This window comes from Domibacillus indicus (assembly GCF_023715895.1).
GTDB lineage: Bacteria > Bacillota > Bacilli > Bacillales > Domibacillaceae > Domibacillus > Domibacillus indicus_A.
In genome coordinates, this window is record NZ_JAMBOO010000002.1 from 141,497 (window position 1) to 160,653 (window position 19,157).

A 19,157-nucleotide genomic window follows, 5' to 3' on the forward strand; every position below is an offset into this window, starting at 1 on the left:
CTATTACACCTCCAATGTAACGTTTTGCAATGCTTCCTCAAAGGCAGAGAGCATTTCAGTCTCGTTCTGCTCTGCCGATTCCTGTTCCGGCTGTTTTTGTTCCTGCTGGCGCTGCTGCTGGGCACCTCGGTCAAACAGCTGCTGTTTCGTTTCCGGACTTATGATGTCCAATTTATCGATTGTCACGTTTTGCTGGCTGAATGCATGCTTTAACTGGTGGGCATTTTGTTCAAGCAGTTCTTTCACTGTTTGAGTCGATGATAAAATTTTAGCTGTCATTACCCCGTTTTGCTGAAGCAGTTCAATACGGAGAGAACCAAGCTGCTCCGGATAAAGCTTAATCAGCATTTTTGTTCCATTTGGCATTTTCAGCATGTTAGAGCTGCCCAAAATTTGTTCAAACTTTTGAATAAACTGCTCCATATTCATTGGCCGCGGCGTTGTTTTCACACTCATCACAAACTGTTCTGTTTTAGAGAGCGGATGCAACAACGGGTTCACAACTTCTGCAGCCTGTGCAGCCGGCTTTACAGCAGCGGCTTTGCTTTCAGTCGATTCTCCTGGCCCGTGAATTTTTTTATAATTTGTAAATGCTGCCTGCAAACTCGCTTGATTTACAGGAGTGGTGTTGGCTTGAAGACCATCAGCACTCTGCAGTCCCGTTTGTTTTGTTTGTGGCAGGACGTTATTAAGCTGCTGTTTTACCAGCGCTTCTGTATTTTCCAATGCGGTTTGCAATGCTTGAAAACGAGGCTCCGGCTTTTGTATATGCTGGGCAAAATAGTTTATGAGCTGTGCTGCCCTTATGGCTGTTACGACGAATGGCTTATCGGCTTCTTTTAATAAAAGCGGCACCTGTTCACTAAGCTGATTTATTAAAGCTGTTAACTGTTCAATCAACAGCGTTTCATCTGTTTCCGGTTTGCCGGTATCCTCTAATGGGTTCTCTAAACCCGCTTCTTCTGCACTTCCACTTACTGCGTGAATCAGCTTTTGGAGGGAATGCTTCAATGTTTCCATATCCGTTTGCAGTAGAACCGCCAGTTCTTGAAGCGTGGGCATTTCTCCTTTTTCAACAAGCTCTTCGGCTAGTGTTAAGAGCTCCGCTTTTTTTCCAACTAGTTCTTCTGCCGGCTCAGAGCCATTGGCACTATTGAACAAAGAAGCCAACAAAGCAGACAAGTCGTTGGAAGCAGTGCTTGTGGATGGACCCAAAACAGCCGGGTTTTGAACAGCTTGTTGAATAGAGCCAAGCAGCAGGCTGCCAAATCCTCCTGCGCCGCCTGCTCCGGCTGGATTTAACAGAGGTCCATTAGATAGTGATAAAGAACTAGTACCTAAAGTAATCCGCATCATTTGTCACCCCCCTTTTTTCCTCCCGCATTATCTCACATTTTACTTCATATTCCTTATTCGTTCGATAATATTTTTGTATATTCAGCGGCTTTTTTCGCGTCTAGGTTTTCAAATATAGCTGCTTGTTTTTCAACACTTAATTCCTGCAAAATCGCGACTGCTTCATTGTTTGTTAAGTTCGTAATAATTCCGGCAATGCTTTCTTCATCCATTGATTCATATGTTTTGGCAACATTGTTCGCCGCACTTTTTTCTTCCGTTTCGGCTGTTTCTGTTTGCTGGTTCTGAAGCTGCTTAAGCTGGGCATTCAGCCGGTCCTGCTCTGTTAACAATTCCTCGATTTCCGCTTTGGAGCTTTCAAGATCATCCGACAGCTGATCAATTTTTGCTTGTTTGTTTTTGATTTCCGCTTGCAGCTCTACTACTTTTTCGCTGTCTGTTTTACCGTCTTGTTCGGTTGCTCCAGTCCATTCTGATACATAAGGAATATTCGCTGCTACTTCCTTTGTTTTTTCAAATACGTTCACGCCGGCAATCGTCATGACAACCAAACCAACAGTCAGCGCAAACAACAAGGGAATAACAACGATAAACAGCAGCCATTGAAAAGGGTTGTAACTGTTTTTTTCCTCCATATCAGCCGGAACTTTTTTTCTCTTTTTTCCTGCCATGTGTTCATCACCTGATCTTTCGGTTCATAAACTGAATGGATGAAAGCTCGTCCATTTGCTTTGCTTCTTCTGAAGCTGCCCATTTGCGATAATGCGTTAATTCATTCGCTCGGATTTTGCTGTATTTTTTTACTTCTATATTTTTTTCCTTTAGCTGCTGTTCACACCACTGCATCCGGCCGCGTGCTGTTACAACCACTCGTTGCTGCTGATCAATTAATTTTTCCAAATTCGAGATAAATTGCTGATAGTGCTGAATATCGAGTACAGAAAAACCGGATTTCATTTTTTGTTCCTGCACGGCGATTAAATCTTCTTTTCTCTTCAACAGCCCATACAGTTTGTTTGCTTCCGTTTCAAATTGGCTCTGTGCTTCTCTAAATACGTTCTCAGCCTCCTCTTTTTCACGTTCACGAAGCTGCATAACTTTCTCGAATTTATAATTAAATGACATGCATTAACTGTCCCTTCCTTGGACTAGATGAACTAAACCGGCTTCTGTTTCGTCCAGTCCGGCCTGCTCATCCGTCCGCTGTTTTAAAAACGAGAGAATCGGCAGATAGTTTTGAATGGCTCTATCAATCTCAGCGGATGACCCTCTTTTATATGCACCGATGTTAATCAAATCTTCAGAGTTTAAATACGTATTTAACGAATCCCTTACTGCTACTGCCGCATCATAATGGCTTCGGCTGACAATATGGGGCATAAGACGGCTGACACTTTTTAATACGTTTATAGCTGGGTACTGCCCCTTGTTCGCAAGCTCACGGTCTAACACAATGTGTCCATCTAATATTCCCCGCACGGCATCTGCAATCGGTTCATTCATGTCATCACCATCTACGAGCACTGTATAAAAAGCAGTAATCGTTCCATGTTCGTTTGTTCCTGTGCGTTCCAACAACTTTGGCATAATTGCAAAAACCGATGGCGTGTATCCTTTGGTGGCAGGAGGCTCTCCAACGGCCAGCCCGATTTCACGCTGTGCCATAGCAACCCGCGTGACTGAATCCATCATAAGCATGACATTCAACCCTTTATCCCGAAAGTACTCAGCAATGGCTGTAGCGGTAAATGCTCCTTTAATACGCATCAATGCCGGCTGGTCTGAAGTGGCGGCGACTACAATCGACTTTTTCATTCCTTCGGGGCCAAGATCCCGTTCAATAAATTCACGCACTTCACGACCGCGCTCTCCAATCAAAGCAATGACGTTTAAATCTGCTTTTGTATTGCGGGCAATCATGCCAAGCAGTGTGCTTTTCCCAACACCGCTTCCTGCAAAAATACCGACCCGCTGACCTTTCCCGACTGTCAGCATCCCATCAATAGCCCGTACACCAACTTCAAGCTTTTCCCGTATTGGCGGTCTTGTCATCGGATTTGGCGGATCTGCTTCTGTTTCAATCGGCGTCAACGTCCGTGGCAGTACAGAATCGTCAAAGGGTTCTCCAAGCGGATCAATAATTTTGCCGATCAAAGCCGGTCCTGATTTTACTTGAAGAGGGTGACCGAGTGATTCTACAAGGCTGCCCGGTGAAATTTCGTTTATATTCCGGTATGGCATTAAGATCATCATTTCATCCCGAAACCCGGTTACCTCGGCCATAATGGTTCGTTTATTGTCTTTCGAATGGATCAAACAAATATCACCAATAGAGCTTTCTGGACCCTGTGATTCAATCATTAAGCCGACAACCCTTTTTACCCGTCCATATCTTTTAAACGAATCAAGAGTTGGGATCACATACTTTAAGTCCTGTGCTTTCATCTCTTATTCACTCTCCAGCAATTGAAGCAGCGTTTTACGCAGCTGGTGCAGCTGTGTATCAACACCGGCATCAATTCGGCCATTGGATGTTTCAATAAAGCAGGCGTTTTCCCCCGCTTCTTCATTCGGAAAAATATAGCAGTTGATTTCATTTGGGAATAGAGCTTCTATTTCATCTTTTTGTGAAATGACCAATTCATATTTTCCTGGATGAACATGAATTTGAATTTCTTTTTGGTTTTTTGTTTCTTTTAATGCTGAACGAATGATACTCATAAAAGCATCTTCGTTTTGGTCAAGCTCTGTACGCAGAATTTTTTCTGCGCAGATAACAGCAAGCTCTATGATGGTCCGTTCTGACCGCTCAACATTTTTTTCGTATTCAATTTTCGAAGATGCCACGATAGAATGCGCTTCTTCAATCAGCTCTTTCATCTCATTGTATCCGGCTGCTCTTCCTTGTTCTGCTCCCTGCTGAAACGCCTGGTCATAGGCTTCTTTTTGCAGTCGTTCTTTTTCCTGCACCCAGTTTTGCTGCCAGGCGGCAGATTCTTGTTCGATCCGCTGCCGCTTCGTTTCAGCCTCTTCTAAGATTTTTTGTGCCTGGCGGTTTGCTTCTTCTAACACTTGTGATCGTTCATGAGAAAAATCCGGTGCAACTGTTTCTTTTTGTTCATTGCGTGTGTAAATAGGCTTTATGCCAATGATTCGTGTACCCGCTTCTTGTTCTATCGGCCACTCATACCGTTCAAAATTAGACAATAATATCATCTCCTCCGCCACGAGCAATGATAATTTCTCCCGTTTCCTCTAGACGGCGAATCGTCGCAACAATTCGTGACTGCGCTTCTTCCACATCACGAAGCCGGACAGGACCCATATATTCCATTTCTTCTTTGAACGTCTCCACCATTCGCTGAGACATATTGCGGAAAACCACTTCACGCACTTCCTCGCTTGAAACTTTAAGAGAAAGCAGCAAGTCTTCATTTTCACAGTCGCGAATAACACGCTGAATAGAGCGGTTATCCAGTGTAACAATATCTTCAAACACAAACATGCGCTTTTTAATTTCTTCTGCCAATTCAGGATCTTGTATTTCAAGTGCATCCAAAATTGTTTTTTCCGTTGAGCGGTCTACACCATTCAACACTTCAACGACCGCTTCTACTCCGCCTGTCTGTGTATAATCCTGGGTTACCGTTGAGCTCAATTTCCGTTCTAAAATCGCTTCAACTTCATTGATAATTTCTGGAGACGTGCTGTCCATAATGGCAATTCTTTTTGCGATATCCGCTTGAACTTCCTGCGGCAGCTCCGATAAAATTTGCCCTGCCTGCTGCGGATCCAAATAAGAAAGAATCAAAGCAATCGTCTGCGGGTGTTCATTTTGAATAAAGTTTAATATTTGTCCCGGATCTGCCCGGCGAGCAAAATCAAACGGCCGAACCTGCAGGGACGATGTTAAACGGTTAATGATATTTTGCGCCTGATCTGTTCCGAGCGCTTTTTCAAGAACAGTTTTGGCATAACCGATCCCACCCTGGGAAATATAATCCTGTGCCAATGCAATATTATGAAATTCTTCGAACACTTCTTCTTTAATCTCGGTATCTACTTTTTTCACACCCGAAATTTCCAGTGTCAGCCGTTCAATTTCTTCTTCTGATAAATGTTTGTAAACAGAAGCCGAGTAATCCGGCCCAAGAGAAATAAGCAGGATTGCGGCTTTTTGTTTTCCAGTCAGTTTCTTCTCACGTATCGCCATATTGCCCTCCTATTCCTCAGACAGCCAAGTACGAAGCAGTTTTGCAAACTCTTCTGGTTTTTCTTTCGCCATTTTTTCTAACTGTTTCCGTCTTGTGCTGCTCTCTGTTTCAGTCAACAGTTCTTCAATCTCTTCTTCTAATTCTTCCTCGAACTCTTCTTCTTCCTCACGGCGTCTTCTTACCATCATAAAGATGAGCACACCAATAATGACAAGAAGAATAGCCCCAATGAGATATACCCACCATGGAATAGAGGATGTTTCTTCTTCCTCAAATGCAAATTTCCCATTTAATTCCTGAACTGAAACCGTAATTTTATCTTCAAGTACCTGGTCTGTTAAGTCAGTATTGTAGCTTTCATCAATAGACGTTCTGACAATGTTGCCGAGCAGCTGCTGGATTTCTTCCACGCTTTGATCAGGCATGGAGTTTGGATCATCCGGCGTTGGCGGCTCCACCATAACCTGGATACCTAAGTCGCGGATCTTATAAGGACTTTCTTTGATTTCCCGGCGAATCCGGTTTACTTCGTTATTGACCGTTTCCTCTGTCCGCTCGTAATCACCTGTACCTGTTGCTCCTTCAAGGTAAGAAGTGGCTGTGTCCCCTTCTTCTTCTGCCTGCGGAACGCCTCCTGCGCCTGCTGCATCTCCTGAATAGGTTTCGGTGATTCTTTGAGCACTGATTTGGATACCTTCCATGTTTTCTTCGTCAACCGGCTCTACCAGGTTTTCTTCTCGATTCTCCTGGGTAAAGTCAATATCGGCTGTAACCGTTGCAACCACTTTGTCCGCGCCCATCAGTGTACCAAGCATACTTTGTACCTGCCGCTGCACGTCGCGTTCCACTTGTTTTTTCACAGCCAGCTGCTGTTCGAATGAATCGCCCGAACTGCTTCCTGCACTCGCAAGGTCGTAGTATTCAAAATTTTGATTCATAATGGCAATATTTTCGACAGGAAGGTTCGGGACACTTTTGGATACTAAGTGATAAAGGGACTTAATTTGTTTTTCATCAAATTGATAGCCTGGTTCTGTATTCAGCACAACCGAAGCAGATGCTTTTTCTGCTTCATCGGTAACGAAAATTTGCTGCTGCGGCAGGTTAATCATTACCTTCGCATCTTTTACTCCATCAATCTCAGAAATAAGATTGCTAAGCTCGGTCTGCATCGCATCAAGCTTAAGAACATTAAATTCATTGTCCGTCATTCCGAACCCGGCATTTTCGCTGAAAAAGCTGTAATCGATCGTACCGGACTGCGGAAGGCCTTCAGCGGCTAGATCCACTTTGAGCGTATCGACGGATTCTTCCGGCACAAGGATACCTGTTCCTCCTTCAGTCACTTCGTACGGAATACCCCGCCCATCCAGATTTTCTTTCACAGCACCGATCTCTGAAGGAGCAAGCTCGCTGTAAAGAGGAACCATTGTCGTTCTGTTAGTCAAAAAAACGATTAGTGACAACGCAATAACAAAAAGAGTAAAGGATGATATTCCAATCACTTTTTGTTTTTTTGACCGGCTGTTCCAATATTCTTTTATTCTTGCAAGCTGTTGTTTTATATTTTCGTTCATTACAATCCCCCGGTCACTTCATTCGGTCATGATCTATTACATCTGCATCCGCATCATTTCCTGATAAGCTTCTACAGCTTTATTACGGACTTCCAATGTTAACTGCATGGTGATGCCTGATTTTTGAGCGGCTGACATCACTTGATGGATATCGACATTTTCACCATTGATCATTTTTGCCGTCAGCGAGTTTGACTCCGCTTCTGTTTTCATCACAGTATTCAATGAATCTTTTAAAAAATCCGCGAATTTTTGCTGAGATTCATAGGGTGTAGCTGCTTTTTTTAAAGCAGCTGTTTCGATCGCAGGTGTAGAAACCGCATTTAATGCTTCAATCGCCATTTAAATCATCTCCTTATTTCCTTATTTCCCAATTTCAAGCGCTTTAGTCATCATAGCCTTCGAAGCATTGAAAACTGTAACATTCGCCTCATAGGAGCGGGTTGTACTCATTAAATCAACCATTTCCCGTAAAGGGTCTACATTTGGCATACTTACATAGCCCTCTTCATTCGCATCAGGATGTTCTGGGTCATAAACCATTTTATTAGGTGTTTCTGTATCTTCAATGATTTTAGTCACTTTTACACCGTTTTCTGCTTCCTGGCGATTTGACGCCATCTGCAAAAAGCTTGAAAACGAACTTCCTTTTGGCTGCAGCACAACGGATTTACGCTGATAAGGCTGCCATTCCCCCTCCACGAGCTTTGCCCGGGTAGATTCAGCATTTGCCATATTAGAAGAAATAACATCCATACGCAGACGCTGTGCAGTCAGGGCAGATGCCGTAATGTTCATTCCGTTAAACATATTTATCTGCCTCCTTTTATGATATTTGTCAGAGAAGCATACTTTGAACTAAGCCGGTCTGTCAGTGCATTATAATAAATTTGATTTCCTGCCATTTTGGACATTTCGGCATCTAAATCTACACTATTTCCATTTTCGTTGTAGGACATATTTCGTGCAGTCATAATGACATGGTTTGGTGATTGAGCGGAAAAAACAAAATGACGCTGATCTGTTCGGTTATTTTTAAAATCATTTTGATTATTTTCCAATATTTTCTTGAAGTTTACCTCTTTAGCCTTATAGTTTGGTGTATCAACATTGGCAATATTATCAGCAATCGTTCTTTGCTTTAAAGCCGCGTAATCCAAACCTCGTTCTAAAGAAGTGATTGAATTTGAAAACAGGTTCAATTTAACCACTCCAGTACCTTGAATTCTTTAGTTAATTTGTTAATAAATTATACACTTAAAGAAATATAACATAAAAGACATTTTTCGACACCTACTTAACAAAAATAACAAAAAAATTTCATATTTCCTATAACTAAAGAATAAATTGACATAATACTCTCATTCTTAAACAATTTTGGGATTATTATCATAAAAAATTGATAAAAAAAAACACCTGCAGTATTTGTAACTGCAGGTGTTTTTTGTTAATTTGATTTCAGTTTTTCCAATTCCATCAAGAATTTATTGTTTAGGACTTTGATATATGTGCCTTTCATACCAAGCGAACGTGATTCGATCACCCCGGCACTTTCAAGCTTACGAAGCGCGTTTACAATAACAGAGCGGGTAATGCCCACACGGTCTGCAATTTTAGACGCAACCAGCAGTCCTTCTTTCCCATCTAATTCTTCGAAAATGTGCTCGATTGCCTCCAGCTCGCTGTAGGAAAGAGAGCTGATGGCCATTTGCACTACCGCTTTACTGCGGGCTTCTTCCTGCATTTCTTCCGCTTTTTCACGAAGAATTTCCATTCCAACGACTGTTGCTCCGTATTCCGCTAAAATCAAATCATCATCATGGAATTGTTCTTCTAACCGAGCCAGTACAAGTGTACCAAGACGCTCACCAGCACCTACGATCGGCACAATCGTTGTTAAGCCGTTTTGAAACAGCTCTTTGTTTTCCACTGGAAAAGCGGTGTATTCACTGTTTACATCTAAGTTGGATGATGTTTCAGTTAAATTAAACAGGCTTTTTGTGTATTGCTCTGGAAATTGGCGTTCAACGAGCATTTGTTTCATTCGCTCGTTTTCAATTTGCTGGTTTACGCCAAAGCCAAGCAGTTTTCCACGGCGGCTCACGACAAAAATATTCGCTTCAATTACTTCAGAAAGGGATTCAGCCATTTCTTTAAAGTTCACCGTTTTGCCTGCCGCGTTTTGCAGCATTTGATTAATTTTTCTTGTTTTCTCTAAAAGATTCATGATGCAGTTCCTCCGATTGATTATAAAATAAATTCGCTTAAATCTTTGTTCTGTGAAATAGCAGATAATTTCTCATCTACGTATTGGGGTGTGATTGTGATTTTTTCCATCGTAATATCTGGTGCTTCAAAAGATAAATCTTCAAGCAGCTTTTCCATGATTGTATGCAGACGGCGGGCACCGATATTGTCTGTTTCACTGTTCACATGAAAAGCAATTTCGGCCAGGCGCTGAACAGCTTCATCTGTAAATTCAACATGGATGCCTTCTGTTTCAAGCAATGCTTTATACTGCTTAAGAAGCGCATTATCCGGCTCTACTAAAATTCGAACAAACTCGTCTGTTGACAGCTTCTCTAATTCAACCCGGATCGGGAAGCGCCCTTGCAGCTCTGGGATTAAATCAGACGGCTTAGACATGTGAAAGGCGCCTGCTGCGATAAATAGAATATAGTCTGTTTTAACCGTCCCGTATTTCGTCACAATGGTTGACCCTTCTACAATTGGCAGAATGTCGCGCTGAACCCCTTCGCGCGAAACATTGGCTCCTGAAGATGCACCGCCTTTTACCGCTATTTTATCCACTTCATCAATGAATATAATCCCGGTTTGTTCGGCACGTCTAACTGCTTCCTGTGTAACCTCATCCATATCAATCAGCTTTTGGGCTTCTTCCTGCTCCAGCACAGAGCGGGCGTCTTTCACAGCAAGCTTTTTCTTTTTCTTTTTTTTCGGCATCAGGCCGCCAAGAGCATCCTGCATATTCATTCCCATTTGCTCCATTCCGGAGCCTTGAAACAAATCAAACATAGAAGGCGGCTGCTCTTCCACTTCCACCGTAATGGTTTCATTTTCAAGTTCTCCGGCTGCAAGCTTTTGCTCAACTGCACGGCGTTTTTCAAAAATAGACATATCTTCAGTTGCATCATCTGATTCTTCCTGCTGGCTGTTCTGTCCTCCAAACAGCATTTCAAACGGATTTTTAACCGATGTGCTTTTTTTGCGTGATGGAACAAGCAGCTCGACAAGACGGCGGTTGGCCGCTTCTTTGGCCGGTTCCTTTACTTCGTTCATCTTTTCTTCTTTGACGAGCCGGACGGCCGTTTCAGCCAAATCCCGCACCATTGATTCAACATCCCTGCCGACGTAGCCCACTTCGGTAAACTTTGTGGCTTCCACTTTAATAAATGGCGCACCTGCAAGCTTGGCCATACGGCGGGCAATTTCTGTTTTCCCTACCCCAGTCGGCCCAATCATGAGTATATTTTTCGGAACGACTTCATCACGAATCGCTTCATCAAGCAAACTTCTGCGGTACCGGTTACGAAGCGCAACAGCGACAGACTTTTTCGCTTCTTTTTGTCCTACAATATATTGATCAAGACGCTCGACAATTTGGCGCGGTGTCATATTCATCGTATTTGGCTTCATTTTTTCACTCCTCACTACAGTTCTTCCACAATAATATTATGGTTCGTGTATACACATATATCTGCTGCCGTTTTCAAGGCGGCTTCTGCAATTTCCGCCGCAGTTAGCTGTACAGCATATTGCTTGAGTGCCCGTCCTGCTGACAAAGCATAATTCCCGCCCGATCCAATCGCTAAAATGCCGTCATCCGGTTCAATGACTTCGCCTGTACCCGATACAAGCAGTAAATTGTCTTTGTCCATCACGATGAGCATGGCTTCCAGGCGGCGAAGCATTTTATCAGTACGCCACTCCTTGGCAAGCTCGACAGCTGCCCGCTGCAGGTTGCCGCTGTATTCATTCAGTTTTTTTTCAAAAAGCTCAAATAACGTAAACGCATCCGCAACTGATCCGGCAAAGCCAGCGACGACTTTTCCATTAAAAAGACGACGTACTTTTTTAGCCGTGTGCTTCATTACAACCGCGTTGCCAAACGTTACTTGTCCATCTCCAGCCATCGCTGAAGATCCATTGTGCTTAACAGCAAATATCGTTGTTGCATGAAATTCTCCCACTTCTTCTCTCTCCTTTATGCACGTGGATGATGATTGCGGTATGTATGCTGCAGGTGTTCTTTCGTAATATGTGTGTACATTTGGGTAGACGAAAGGCTGGCATGCCCAAGCAGCTCCTGTACCGTTCTCATATCCGCGCCGTTATTTAACATATGCGTTGCGAACGTATGCCTTAGCATATGCGGATGAATTTTCCCTGATAACGAAGCTTTTTGAATTAAATCATTTAAAATATGGCGGATTCCGCCAGTCGTGATTGGTGCACCCCTGAAATTCACAAACAATTTACTATGTTCATTTTTCTTCATTAAAAGGGGCCGGCTGTTTTGATTGTAATGTTCCACAGCCTCTGCTGCAAAACTGCCGTATGGCACGTACCTTTCTTTCCCGCCTTTTCCATGGACAAGAAGAACACCGAGGCGCGCATCCAAATCGGGCAGCTCAATCGCCGCACACTCACTGACACGAATACCCGTCCCGTACAAGATTTCAAGCAGCGCCCGATTTCGGATAGACAGGGGATCTGCCCCTTCTGCCGCTTCAAATAGCTCCTTCATTTCCTCTTCATAAAAAAAAGACGGGAGCTTCTTTGTTCCTTTCGGCCGATGCACAAGCAAAAACGGATTTTCCGTTACGACATTTTCCCTCATTAAAAAACGATAAAACCCGCGAAGGGCCGATATTTTTCGTGAAACAGACGCCCGCGCCATTTTTTTCTCATGAAGCAAGGTTAAATATAAGCGCGCTGTTTGATGCGTTACATCTGTTAATTCTGTAATAAGCTGTTCATTCATGAACATAAAAAAGTGCTCCAGATCATCACGATAATTCTTTACCGTATGAACAGAGCTGTTTTTTTCAATTTGCAGGTAAGCAAAATAAGAGTTTGTATAATTTTTGAAAAGTTTAGACATTTTCCCACCTCACAAAAGGGCTACTACATAATAGCATATGTCAGCAGCCCTTCGCAAGAAATTTACAAACTTTTCGAAAAAGTTTGAATTGTTTCTAAAGCCCGCCCAGCGAGCGCTTCGTACCGTTCTTTTTTGCCTTTAATTTTCTCTGGCAACGCCGGGAACAACCCAAAGTTGGCATTCATCGGCTGAAAATTATCCGGGGATGTATGCGTAATATAGTGTGCCATGCCGCCAATAGCTGTTTCCTGCGGTGCGGTTACCGGATCCTGTCCAAGTGCCAGCCTTGCAGCATTAATTCCTGCCATTAAGCCGCTTGCCGCTGACTCTACATATCCTTCCACGCCAGTCATTTGTCCGGCAAAGAAAAGTGTTGGACGGCTTTTTAGCTGATAAGTTGGCAGCAGCGCTTTTGGTGAATTAATAAACGTATTGCGGTGCATTACTCCGTAACGAACAATTTCTACATTTTGAAGTCCCGGAATAAGCTGAAGCACTTCTTTTTGCGGCCCCCATTTCAAGTGGGTTTGAAAACCAACAATATTGTAAAGTGTTCCGGCCGCGTTATCCTGGCGAAGCTGTACTACTGCGTATGGACGCTTTCCTGTACGTGGATCTTCCAGTCCGACCGGCTTCATCGGGCCAAACAGCATGGTTTTCTTGCCCCGGCTGGCCATAACTTCAATCGGCATACAGCCTTCGAAGAAAATTTCTTTTTCAAATTCTTTTAACGGCACCGTTTCTGCCGCGATCAATGCTTCGTAAAAACGGTCAAACTCTTCTTCATTCATCGGGCAGTTTAAATAAGCCGCTTCCCCTTTGTCATAGCGGGATTTTAAATACGCAATATTCATATCAATACTGTCTTTTTCGACAATCGGTGCTGCCGCGTCATAAAAGTATAAATATTCTTCCCCTGTAAGCTCTTTTATTTTTTCAGCTAATCCGCTCGTTGTCAGAGGACCTGTTGCAATAACGGTAATCCCTTCTGGAATTTCCGTTACTTCTTCATTAATCACGGTTACATTCGGATGATTTTTCACCCGCTCTGTTACGTGTCCCGCAAATTCATGCCGGTCTACAGCCAGTGCACCGCCCGCCGGAACCGCACATGCATCCGCTGAACTGATAATCACTGAATTTAAACGGCGCATTTCTTCTTTTAACACGCCAACCGCATTCGTCAGCCCGTTTGCCCGCAATGAATTGCTGCACACAAGCTCGGCAAATTTATCTGTATGATGCGCTGGTGTTTGTTTAACCGGGCGCATTTCGTATAAGCGGACCTGCAAGCCCCGTTCTGCTATTTGAAAAGCGGCTTCGCTGCCCGCAAGTCCCGCTCCGATTACGTTAATTGGTTGATTCATCGTTGTTTCCCCCTGCTTTAAAGGTACGTACCCGTATGTCCATTAAGCATTGTACACTACCTGCTTGTAGAAAAAAAGCAAAATGTTGTCGTCCATGCAAAAAGCCGCCTTGTTTTGCTCCAAACAAGGCGGCTTTCACCGTTTTAAGACTGCGGCTGTTCCTTATAATCACATTCCGTGCATTGAATCTGCACGCCTTTTTTCAGCTTTTTCTCAACGAGTAGTTTACCGCATTTCGGACATGGGCGCTCAATTGGCTTATCCCACGATAGAAAATCGCATCCTGGGAATTGGTCACAGCCATAAAAAATACGCCGTTTTTTACTTTTTCTTTCTATTATATTACCTTCTGCACACTTCGGGCATTTTACGCCGATTTCTTTGACAATGGCTTTTGTATTTCGGCAGTCGGGGAAGTTACTGCATGCCATAAACTTCCCAAAGCGGCCCATTTTAAAGACCATTTCATGGCCGCATTTTTCACAATCCTCACCAGCAGGCTCATCCTTGATTTCAACCTGCTCCATTTCTTTTTCTGCTTTTTCCAAATGGCCTTCAAAGCCCTTGTAGAACTCATCAATAACGGCTGCCCATTCTTTAATGCCTTCTTCTACATTATCAAGGTCACGTTCCATTTTCACCGTAAATTCTACATCGATAATATCCGCAAAAAACTCGGCCATCAATTCGTGGACGATCGTTCCCAGTTCTGTCGGAACAAAACGCTTATTATCCAGTGCCACGTATCCGCGTTTTTGAATTGTGTCAAGAGTAGGTGCATACGTGGACGGGCGCCCAATGCCGAGCTCTTCCAGCGTTTTAACAAGACGGGCTTCTGTATAACGGGGCGGCGGCTGAGTAAAGTGCTGCTTTGGATCAATTTCCTTTGATTGCACCGTATCCCCTTTTTCGAGATTTGGCAGAAAGTTTTCTTTTTCTTCTTTTGTGTCATCCGTACCTTCTACATATACTTTCATAAAGCCAGGAAACTTTACTTTTGACCCCGTTGCCCGGAACATCACATCACCGTTTACAATATCTGTGCTGACGGTATCCATTACAGCCGCGGCCATTTGACTCGCGATAAATCTCTCCCATATAAGCTTATAAAGGCGATGCTGATCCCGCGAAAGAAAATCTTTCAGTGCGGACGGCTCACGCATCGTGCTGGTCGGACGAATCGCTTCATGGGCATCCTGGGCACCTTTTTTCTTTGATTCGCTTTTTTGCCCCTGCTCTTTCACATATTCTTTTCCATAATGAGCAGTGATGTACTCCAGGCTTTCCGACTGCGCTACTTCCGAGACGCGTGTTGAATCCGTTCTCATATACGTGATCAAACCAACCGTGCCTTCCTTGCCAAGGTCGATTCCTTCATACAGTTGCTGGGCGAGCATCATTGTTTTTTTCGCTCGGAAATTTAATTTGCGTGCCGCTTCCTGCTGCAGCGAAGAAGTGGTAAACGCAGCAGCTGGATTACGCCGGCGTTCTTTTTTTGTAACGGTTTGAATAGAAAACTGATTCCCTTCAATCGCAGCCAGCACTTTTTTTACATCGGCTTCTGATGAAAGCTTTTCTTTTTTGCCATTTAACCCGTAAAAAGAAGCACTGAATGTATCCGTTCCTTTTGTAAATTCTGCTTCAATGGTCCAATATTCTTCTGGTATAAATACTTTAATTTCATTTTCACGATCAATCACAAGGCGAAGAGCCACTGATTGAACACGTCCGGCACTCAGGCCCTTCTTTACTTTTTTCCATAATAACGGACTAATATTATAGCCGACAAGCCGGTCGAGAATCCGCCGTGCCTGCTGGGCATCCACCAAATCCATATTAATTGGCCGCGGGTGCTTAAAAGATTCCTTGATCGCGTCTTTGGTAATCTCGTTAAACACGACCCGGCAGTCAGAGGCCGTATCAATGTTTAGTGAATGCGCCAAATGCCAGGCAATCGCTTCTCCTTCGCGATCCGGGTCAGCCGCGAGGTAGATTTTTTTCGCTCTTTTGGCAGCTGTTTTTAGTTCTTTTAAAACCGGGCCTTTGCCGCGGATCGTAATGTATTTTGGATCATAATTATGTTCTATGTCTACGCCCATTTGGCTTTTCGGCAAATCCCGAACATGCCCCATGGATGCGCGCACCTTGTATTTTTTCCCGAGATAGCGTTCAATTGTCTTCGCTTTCGCCGGGGACTCTACTATTACTAAATAATCTGACATAAGATAAAGCCTCCCCGAGAGGTAAAATGAATAATTAGACATATTATTATGCGGTTATGGTTTGTTTGTCAAACGTTTCTTTATTTATGCTATTCATTTTCGTTCTCTATTTATTACAAAACAGGACATGTTTTGCAAAAATCATTCTGTTGCAAAATTTATATGATATAAACCTGAATTGCAACTGTTTTCGCGAAAAGTTTTTTTATTCCTGCCTCCATTCCGATAAAATATCGTCAGCACTATGAACAATTTTGGCTCCATCCGCAATGAGAGCATGCACACCTTCTGAAAGTGGATGGGTAATTAGTCCTGGTACTGCAAATACATCAATGCCTTGTTCAAGTGCAAAAGAAGCAGTGATAAGTGAACCGCTTTTTTTAGCCGCCTGTACGACTAGCACACCCTTTGACAATCCGCTGATGATCCGATTTCGTGCTGGAAATTGCCATTTCTCCGGCTTTCGGTTCGGTGCGTATTCGGATAAAATAAGACCTTGCCTGGAAATATAATGTGCTAATAGTTTGTTTTCTTTTGGGTAGAAGTGACTAAATCCGCCTGCAATAACCGCAATCGTTTTGCCGCCTGCCTGAAGGGCAGCTTCATGTGAAAAAGCGTCGATTCCTTTAGCAAGCCCGCTGACGATTGTAATATTTCTTTTGACTAAAGCAGGGACTAGCATTTGCAGTACTTGTTTTCCGTATTCATTTCCATCGCGGGCTCCCACAACAGCAAGCATATTCCGGCTGCTCATAAGCGCCGTTTCTCCCATAGCAAATAAGCCCCACGGAGGCTGCGGGAGCATTTTTAAAGGTTCAGGATATTGCGGGTCATAAATGGGAATAAAGGTTGTAGAGGACTCCAATAAAGAAGAATAAAGATGATGATAGGAAAGAGAATGAAACCCGCTTAAAATGGTTTCTGCTTGTCCAATGGAACGGTTTGTGGCTGCAGCAAATTCTGCGGCTGTCATGCGGGGAAGATGGCTTAAATGAGGATCATTTTTTAATAATACATATTGGTCTTTCCAGCTGATACCCGGGCAGTACTGCAGTTTTAAAAGCTGCTTAGTTGTATGGTGCAACGCATTTCCCTCCTTTAATACATGCAAAGAGAGACGCCTGAATCATTCAGGCGTCTTCGTTTTCGATTAATGTGTTTTGCATTCTTCTAAAAGTCCTTGCTGCTCAAGAACTTTAATTAATGTTTCACCCATAACAGACGGAGTTTCCGCTACTTGAATGCCGCATTCATTCATAACACGGATTTTTTCATCAGCTGTTCCTTTGCCGCCTGAAATAATCGCACCAGCATGGCCCATACGCTTTCCTGGAGGCGCTGTACGTCCGCCGATAAAGCCGACAACTGGTTTTGTCATGTTTGCTTTTACCCACTCGGCTGCTTCTTCCTCTGCTGTACCGCCGATTTCACCAATCATGATGACTGCTTTTGTTTCCGGATCTTCATTGAATGCTTTTAAAACATCAATAAAGTCTGTTCCGTTCACCGGGTCACCACCGATACCAACAGCTGTAGACTGGCCGATTCCTGCTTGTGTTAACTGGTGTACAGCTTCGTACGTAAGTGTGCCGGAGCGTGATACAACACCAACATGGCCTTTTGTATGGATATACCCTGGCATGATACCGATTTTGCACTCATCCGGTGTAATAACACCTGGGCAGTTTGGCCCAACAAGGCGTGTTTTCTTGCCTTGCATATAACGTTTTACTTTTACCATGTCGAGTACTGGAATATGTTCTGTAATACAAATTGCAAGGTCAAGATTTGCGTCAACCGCTTCCAAAATGGCATCTGCTGCGAATGGAGCCGGTACGTAAATAACAGACGCGTTGGCACCTGTTGCCTGCACAGCTTCTTGAAGCGTATTAAATACCGGTACGCCTTCTACTTCAGTGCCGCCCTTACCAGGAGTAACACCGCCAACAATTTTCGTTCCATATTCAAGCATTTGTTTTGTATGGAAAAGGGCAGTAGAGCCCGTGATGCCCTGAACAATTACCTTTGTATCTTTATTAATGAATACACTCATGCCTATACCTGCCTTTCTATTGTCAACATCCTGATTATTTTACGAGACTAACGATCTTTTGCGCGCCATCTGCCATAGAATCTGCTGAAACGATGTCAAGACCTGACTCGTTCAAGATTGCTTTACCGGCATCTACATTCGTACCTTCTAAACGTACAACAAGTGGTACGGACAGACTTACCTGCTTCGCAGCTTCTACCACACCTGTTGCAATAACGTCACATTTCATAATGCCGCCGAAAATGTTAACGAAAATACCCTTTACATTTTCATCAGACAAAATAATTTTAAATGCTTCTGTTACTTTTTCAGCTGTTGCGCCGCCCCCAACATCAAGGAAGTTAGCCGGATCGCCGCCATAATGCTTGATAATATCCATCGTTGCCATGGCAAGACCTGCACCGTTTACCATGCAGCCGATATTTCCATCAAGGGCAATGTAGCTGAGGTCATATTTTGATGCTTCGATTTCTTTTGCATCTTCTTCTTCAAGATCACGATATTCTAAAATGTCTTTATGACGGTATAGAGCATTTGAATCAAAATTCAATTTTGCATCCAGCGCCATTACTTTTCCATCACCTGTTACAACAAGCGGATTAATTTCAGCAATAGAGCAGTCTTTTTCTACAAATGCAGTGTAAAGGCTCATCATAAATTTAACAGCTTGTCCAACAAGTTCTTTCGGAATATTGATATTGAACGCAATACGGCGGGCCTGGTATGCGCTAAGGCCAGTTACTGGGTCAATATACTCTTTAAAGATTTTTTCTGGTGTTGCTTCGGCTACTTCTTCAATCTCTGTTCCGCCTTCTTCAGATGCCATTAAAACAACTTGAGACGTTGCGCGGTCCAGCACTAAGCCGATATAGTATTCTTTTTTAATGTCGCATCCTTCTTCAATAAGAAGGCGCTTTACTTCTTTGCCTTCAGGACCTGTCTGGTGTGTGACTAACACTTTACCGAGGATTTCTTGTGCATATGTACGTACTTCGTCGAGATTCTTTGCGACTTTAACGCCGCCCGCTTTTCCGCGGCCGCCCGCATGAATCTGTGCTTTGACAACGTTTACTGCTGTGCCAAGTTCTTTTGCTGCTTCAACCGCTTCTTCAACGGAAAACGCAACTTTCCCATTCGGCACGGCAACGCCGTAGCTTCTGAGAACTTCTTTCCCTTGATACTCATGAATATTCATCTTCCAGCCTCCTATCGGTCTCAAAACATAGTCTTTTTGCAAATCAGA

General features: G+C 43.5%; 19 protein-coding genes. All 19 read right to left on the minus strand.

The features are described 5' to 3' along the window. Positions 1–3: 3 nt before the first annotated feature. The 19 genes from M3221_RS03955 to sucC all read right to left on the minus strand — a co-directional run bounded on the left by M3221_RS03955 (position 4) and on the right by sucC (position 19,109). Positions 4–1,356: a flagellar hook-length control protein FliK gene (locus M3221_RS03955; RefSeq protein WP_251270238.1), complete on the minus strand. Its 1,353-nt coding sequence runs from the start codon at positions 1,354–1,356 to the stop codon at positions 4–6. A gap of 53 nt (positions 1,357–1,409) precedes the next feature. Continuing rightward, on the minus strand, positions 1,410–2,027 hold the full coding sequence (locus tag M3221_RS03960) for a MotE family protein (RefSeq protein WP_251270239.1): 618 nt from the start codon (positions 2,025–2,027) through the stop codon (positions 1,410–1,412). A 7-nt stretch (positions 2,028–2,034) separates the two neighbouring features. Then, positions 2,035–2,481 carry a flagellar export protein FliJ gene (gene fliJ, locus M3221_RS03965; RefSeq protein ID WP_251270240.1) on the minus strand — a complete coding sequence of 149 codons (447 nt, stop codon included), beginning with the start codon at positions 2,479–2,481 and terminating at the stop codon, positions 2,035–2,037. A gap of 3 nt (positions 2,482–2,484) precedes the next feature. After that, positions 2,485–3,801, minus strand: a complete 1,317-nt coding sequence (fliI, locus tag M3221_RS03970; RefSeq protein WP_251270241.1) for a flagellar protein export ATPase FliI — start codon at positions 3,799–3,801, stop codon at positions 2,485–2,487. A 3-nt stretch (positions 3,802–3,804) separates the two neighbouring features. Further along, entirely contained in the window at positions 3,805–4,563 is a 759-nt protein-coding gene (fliH, locus tag M3221_RS03975) for a flagellar assembly protein FliH (RefSeq protein ID WP_251270242.1), read from the minus strand. Then, positions 4,556–5,569, minus strand: a complete 1,014-nt coding sequence (gene fliG / locus M3221_RS03980) for a flagellar motor switch protein FliG (protein WP_251270243.1) — start codon at positions 5,567–5,569, stop codon at positions 4,556–4,558. Before fliG ends, fliH begins: the two co-directional genes overlap by 8 nt. Before the next feature lie 9 nt (positions 5,570–5,578). Then, positions 5,579–7,147, minus strand: a complete 1,569-nt coding sequence (gene fliF / locus M3221_RS03985) for a flagellar basal-body MS-ring/collar protein FliF (RefSeq protein WP_251270244.1) — start codon at positions 7,145–7,147, stop codon at positions 5,579–5,581. Positions 7,148–7,183: 36 nt separating this feature from the next. Further along, a complete protein-coding gene (gene fliE, locus M3221_RS03990) occupies positions 7,184–7,489 on the minus strand; it encodes a flagellar hook-basal body complex protein FliE (RefSeq protein ID WP_251270247.1) in 306 nt (101 codons plus the stop codon). 21 nt (positions 7,490–7,510) lie between these two features. Further along, positions 7,511–7,963, minus strand: a complete 453-nt coding sequence (flgC, locus tag M3221_RS03995) for a flagellar basal body rod protein FlgC (RefSeq protein ID WP_251270616.1) — start codon at positions 7,961–7,963, stop codon at positions 7,511–7,513. Beyond that, on the minus strand, positions 7,960–8,358 hold the full coding sequence (gene flgB / locus M3221_RS04000; RefSeq protein ID WP_311316122.1) for a flagellar basal body rod protein FlgB: 399 nt from the start codon (positions 8,356–8,358) through the stop codon (positions 7,960–7,962). The genes flgC and flgB overlap by 4 nt, the downstream gene beginning before the upstream one ends. A 236-nt stretch (positions 8,359–8,594) precedes the next feature. Next, positions 8,595–9,374: a GTP-sensing pleiotropic transcriptional regulator CodY gene (gene codY / locus M3221_RS04005; RefSeq protein ID WP_251270249.1), complete on the minus strand. Its 780-nt coding sequence runs from the start codon at positions 9,372–9,374 to the stop codon at positions 8,595–8,597. 20 nt (positions 9,375–9,394) lie between these two features. Further along, on the minus strand, positions 9,395–10,789 hold the full coding sequence (gene hslU / locus M3221_RS04010) for an HslU--HslV peptidase ATPase subunit (RefSeq protein ID WP_251270617.1): 1,395 nt from the start codon (positions 10,787–10,789) through the stop codon (positions 9,395–9,397). A gap of 29 nt (positions 10,790–10,818) precedes the next feature. Beyond that, on the minus strand, positions 10,819–11,358 hold the full coding sequence (gene hslV, locus M3221_RS04015) for an ATP-dependent protease subunit HslV (RefSeq protein ID WP_251270251.1): 540 nt from the start codon (positions 11,356–11,358) through the stop codon (positions 10,819–10,821). Between the two features lie 14 nt (positions 11,359–11,372). Further along, the gene (gene xerC, locus M3221_RS04020) at positions 11,373–12,272 is read right to left on the minus strand and encodes a tyrosine recombinase XerC (RefSeq protein ID WP_251270253.1); all 900 of its coding nucleotides are present in this window, start codon (positions 12,270–12,272) and stop codon (positions 11,373–11,375) included. A 62-nt stretch (positions 12,273–12,334) separates the two neighbouring features. After that, the gene (gene trmFO, locus M3221_RS04025; RefSeq protein WP_251270254.1) at positions 12,335–13,639 is read right to left on the minus strand and encodes an FADH(2)-oxidizing methylenetetrahydrofolate--tRNA-(uracil(54)-C(5))-methyltransferase TrmFO; all 1,305 of its coding nucleotides are present in this window, start codon (positions 13,637–13,639) and stop codon (positions 12,335–12,337) included. 143 nt (positions 13,640–13,782) lie between these two features. Further along, positions 13,783–15,861, minus strand: coding sequence for a type I DNA topoisomerase (gene topA / locus M3221_RS04030; RefSeq protein ID WP_251270255.1), 2,079 nt, complete (start codon positions 15,859–15,861; stop codon positions 13,783–13,785). A gap of 205 nt (positions 15,862–16,066) precedes the next feature. After that, positions 16,067–16,945 (minus strand): DNA-processing protein DprA, encoded by an 879-nt coding sequence (dprA, locus tag M3221_RS04035; RefSeq protein ID WP_251270257.1) that lies wholly within the window; start codon positions 16,943–16,945, stop codon positions 16,067–16,069. A gap of 66 nt (positions 16,946–17,011) precedes the next feature. Then, positions 17,012–17,914, minus strand: a complete 903-nt coding sequence (gene sucD / locus M3221_RS04040) for a succinate--CoA ligase subunit alpha (protein ID WP_242232063.1) — start codon at positions 17,912–17,914, stop codon at positions 17,012–17,014. Positions 17,915–17,948: 34 nt separating this feature from the next. Next, the gene (gene sucC, locus M3221_RS04045) at positions 17,949–19,109 is read right to left on the minus strand and encodes an ADP-forming succinate--CoA ligase subunit beta (RefSeq protein ID WP_251270258.1); all 1,161 of its coding nucleotides are present in this window, start codon (positions 19,107–19,109) and stop codon (positions 17,949–17,951) included. Between the last annotated feature and the right edge of the window lie 48 nt (positions 19,110–19,157).

Bases quoted from the DNA above. Each gene is read 5' to 3' on its own strand.
- M3221_RS03955 (WP_251270238.1), bottom strand. From the start codon at position 1,356: ATGATGCGGATTACTTTAGGTACTAGTTCTTTATCACTATCTAATGGA.
- M3221_RS03960 (WP_251270239.1), bottom strand. From the start codon at position 2,027: ATGGCAGGAAAAAAGAGAAAAAAAGTTCCGGCTGATATGGAGGAAAAA.
- fliJ (WP_251270240.1), bottom strand. From the start codon at position 2,481: ATGTCATTTAATTATAAATTCGAGAAAGTTATGCAGCTTCGTGAACGT.
- fliI (WP_251270241.1), bottom strand. From the start codon at position 3,801: ATGAAAGCACAGGACTTAAAGTATGTGATCCCAACTCTTGATTCGTTT.
- fliG (WP_251270243.1), bottom strand. From the start codon at position 5,569: ATGGCGATACGTGAGAAGAAACTGACTGGAAAACAAAAAGCCGCAATC.
- fliF (WP_251270244.1), bottom strand. From the start codon at position 7,147: ATGAACGAAAATATAAAACAACAGCTTGCAAGAATAAAAGAATATTGG.
- fliE (WP_251270247.1), bottom strand. From the start codon at position 7,489: ATGGCGATTGAAGCATTAAATGCGGTTTCTACACCTGCGATCGAAACA.
- codY (WP_251270249.1), bottom strand. From the start codon at position 9,374: ATGAATCTTTTAGAGAAAACAAGAAAAATTAATCAAATGCTGCAAAAC.
- hslU (WP_251270617.1), bottom strand. From the start codon at position 10,789: ATGAATATGACACCGCGCCAAATTGTCGAGCGTCTTGATCAATATATT.
- xerC (WP_251270253.1), bottom strand. From the start codon at position 12,272: ATGTCTAAACTTTTCAAAAATTATACAAACTCTTATTTTGCTTACCTG.
- trmFO (WP_251270254.1), bottom strand. From the start codon at position 13,639: ATGAATCAACCAATTAACGTAATCGGAGCGGGACTTGCGGGCAGCGAA.
- topA (WP_251270255.1), bottom strand. From the start codon at position 15,861: ATGTCAGATTATTTAGTAATAGTAGAGTCCCCGGCGAAAGCGAAGACA.
- sucD (WP_242232063.1), bottom strand. From the start codon at position 17,914: ATGAGTGTATTCATTAATAAAGATACAAAGGTAATTGTTCAGGGCATC.
- sucC (WP_251270258.1), bottom strand. From the start codon at position 19,109: ATGAATATTCATGAGTATCAAGGGAAAGAAGTTCTCAGAAGCTACGGC.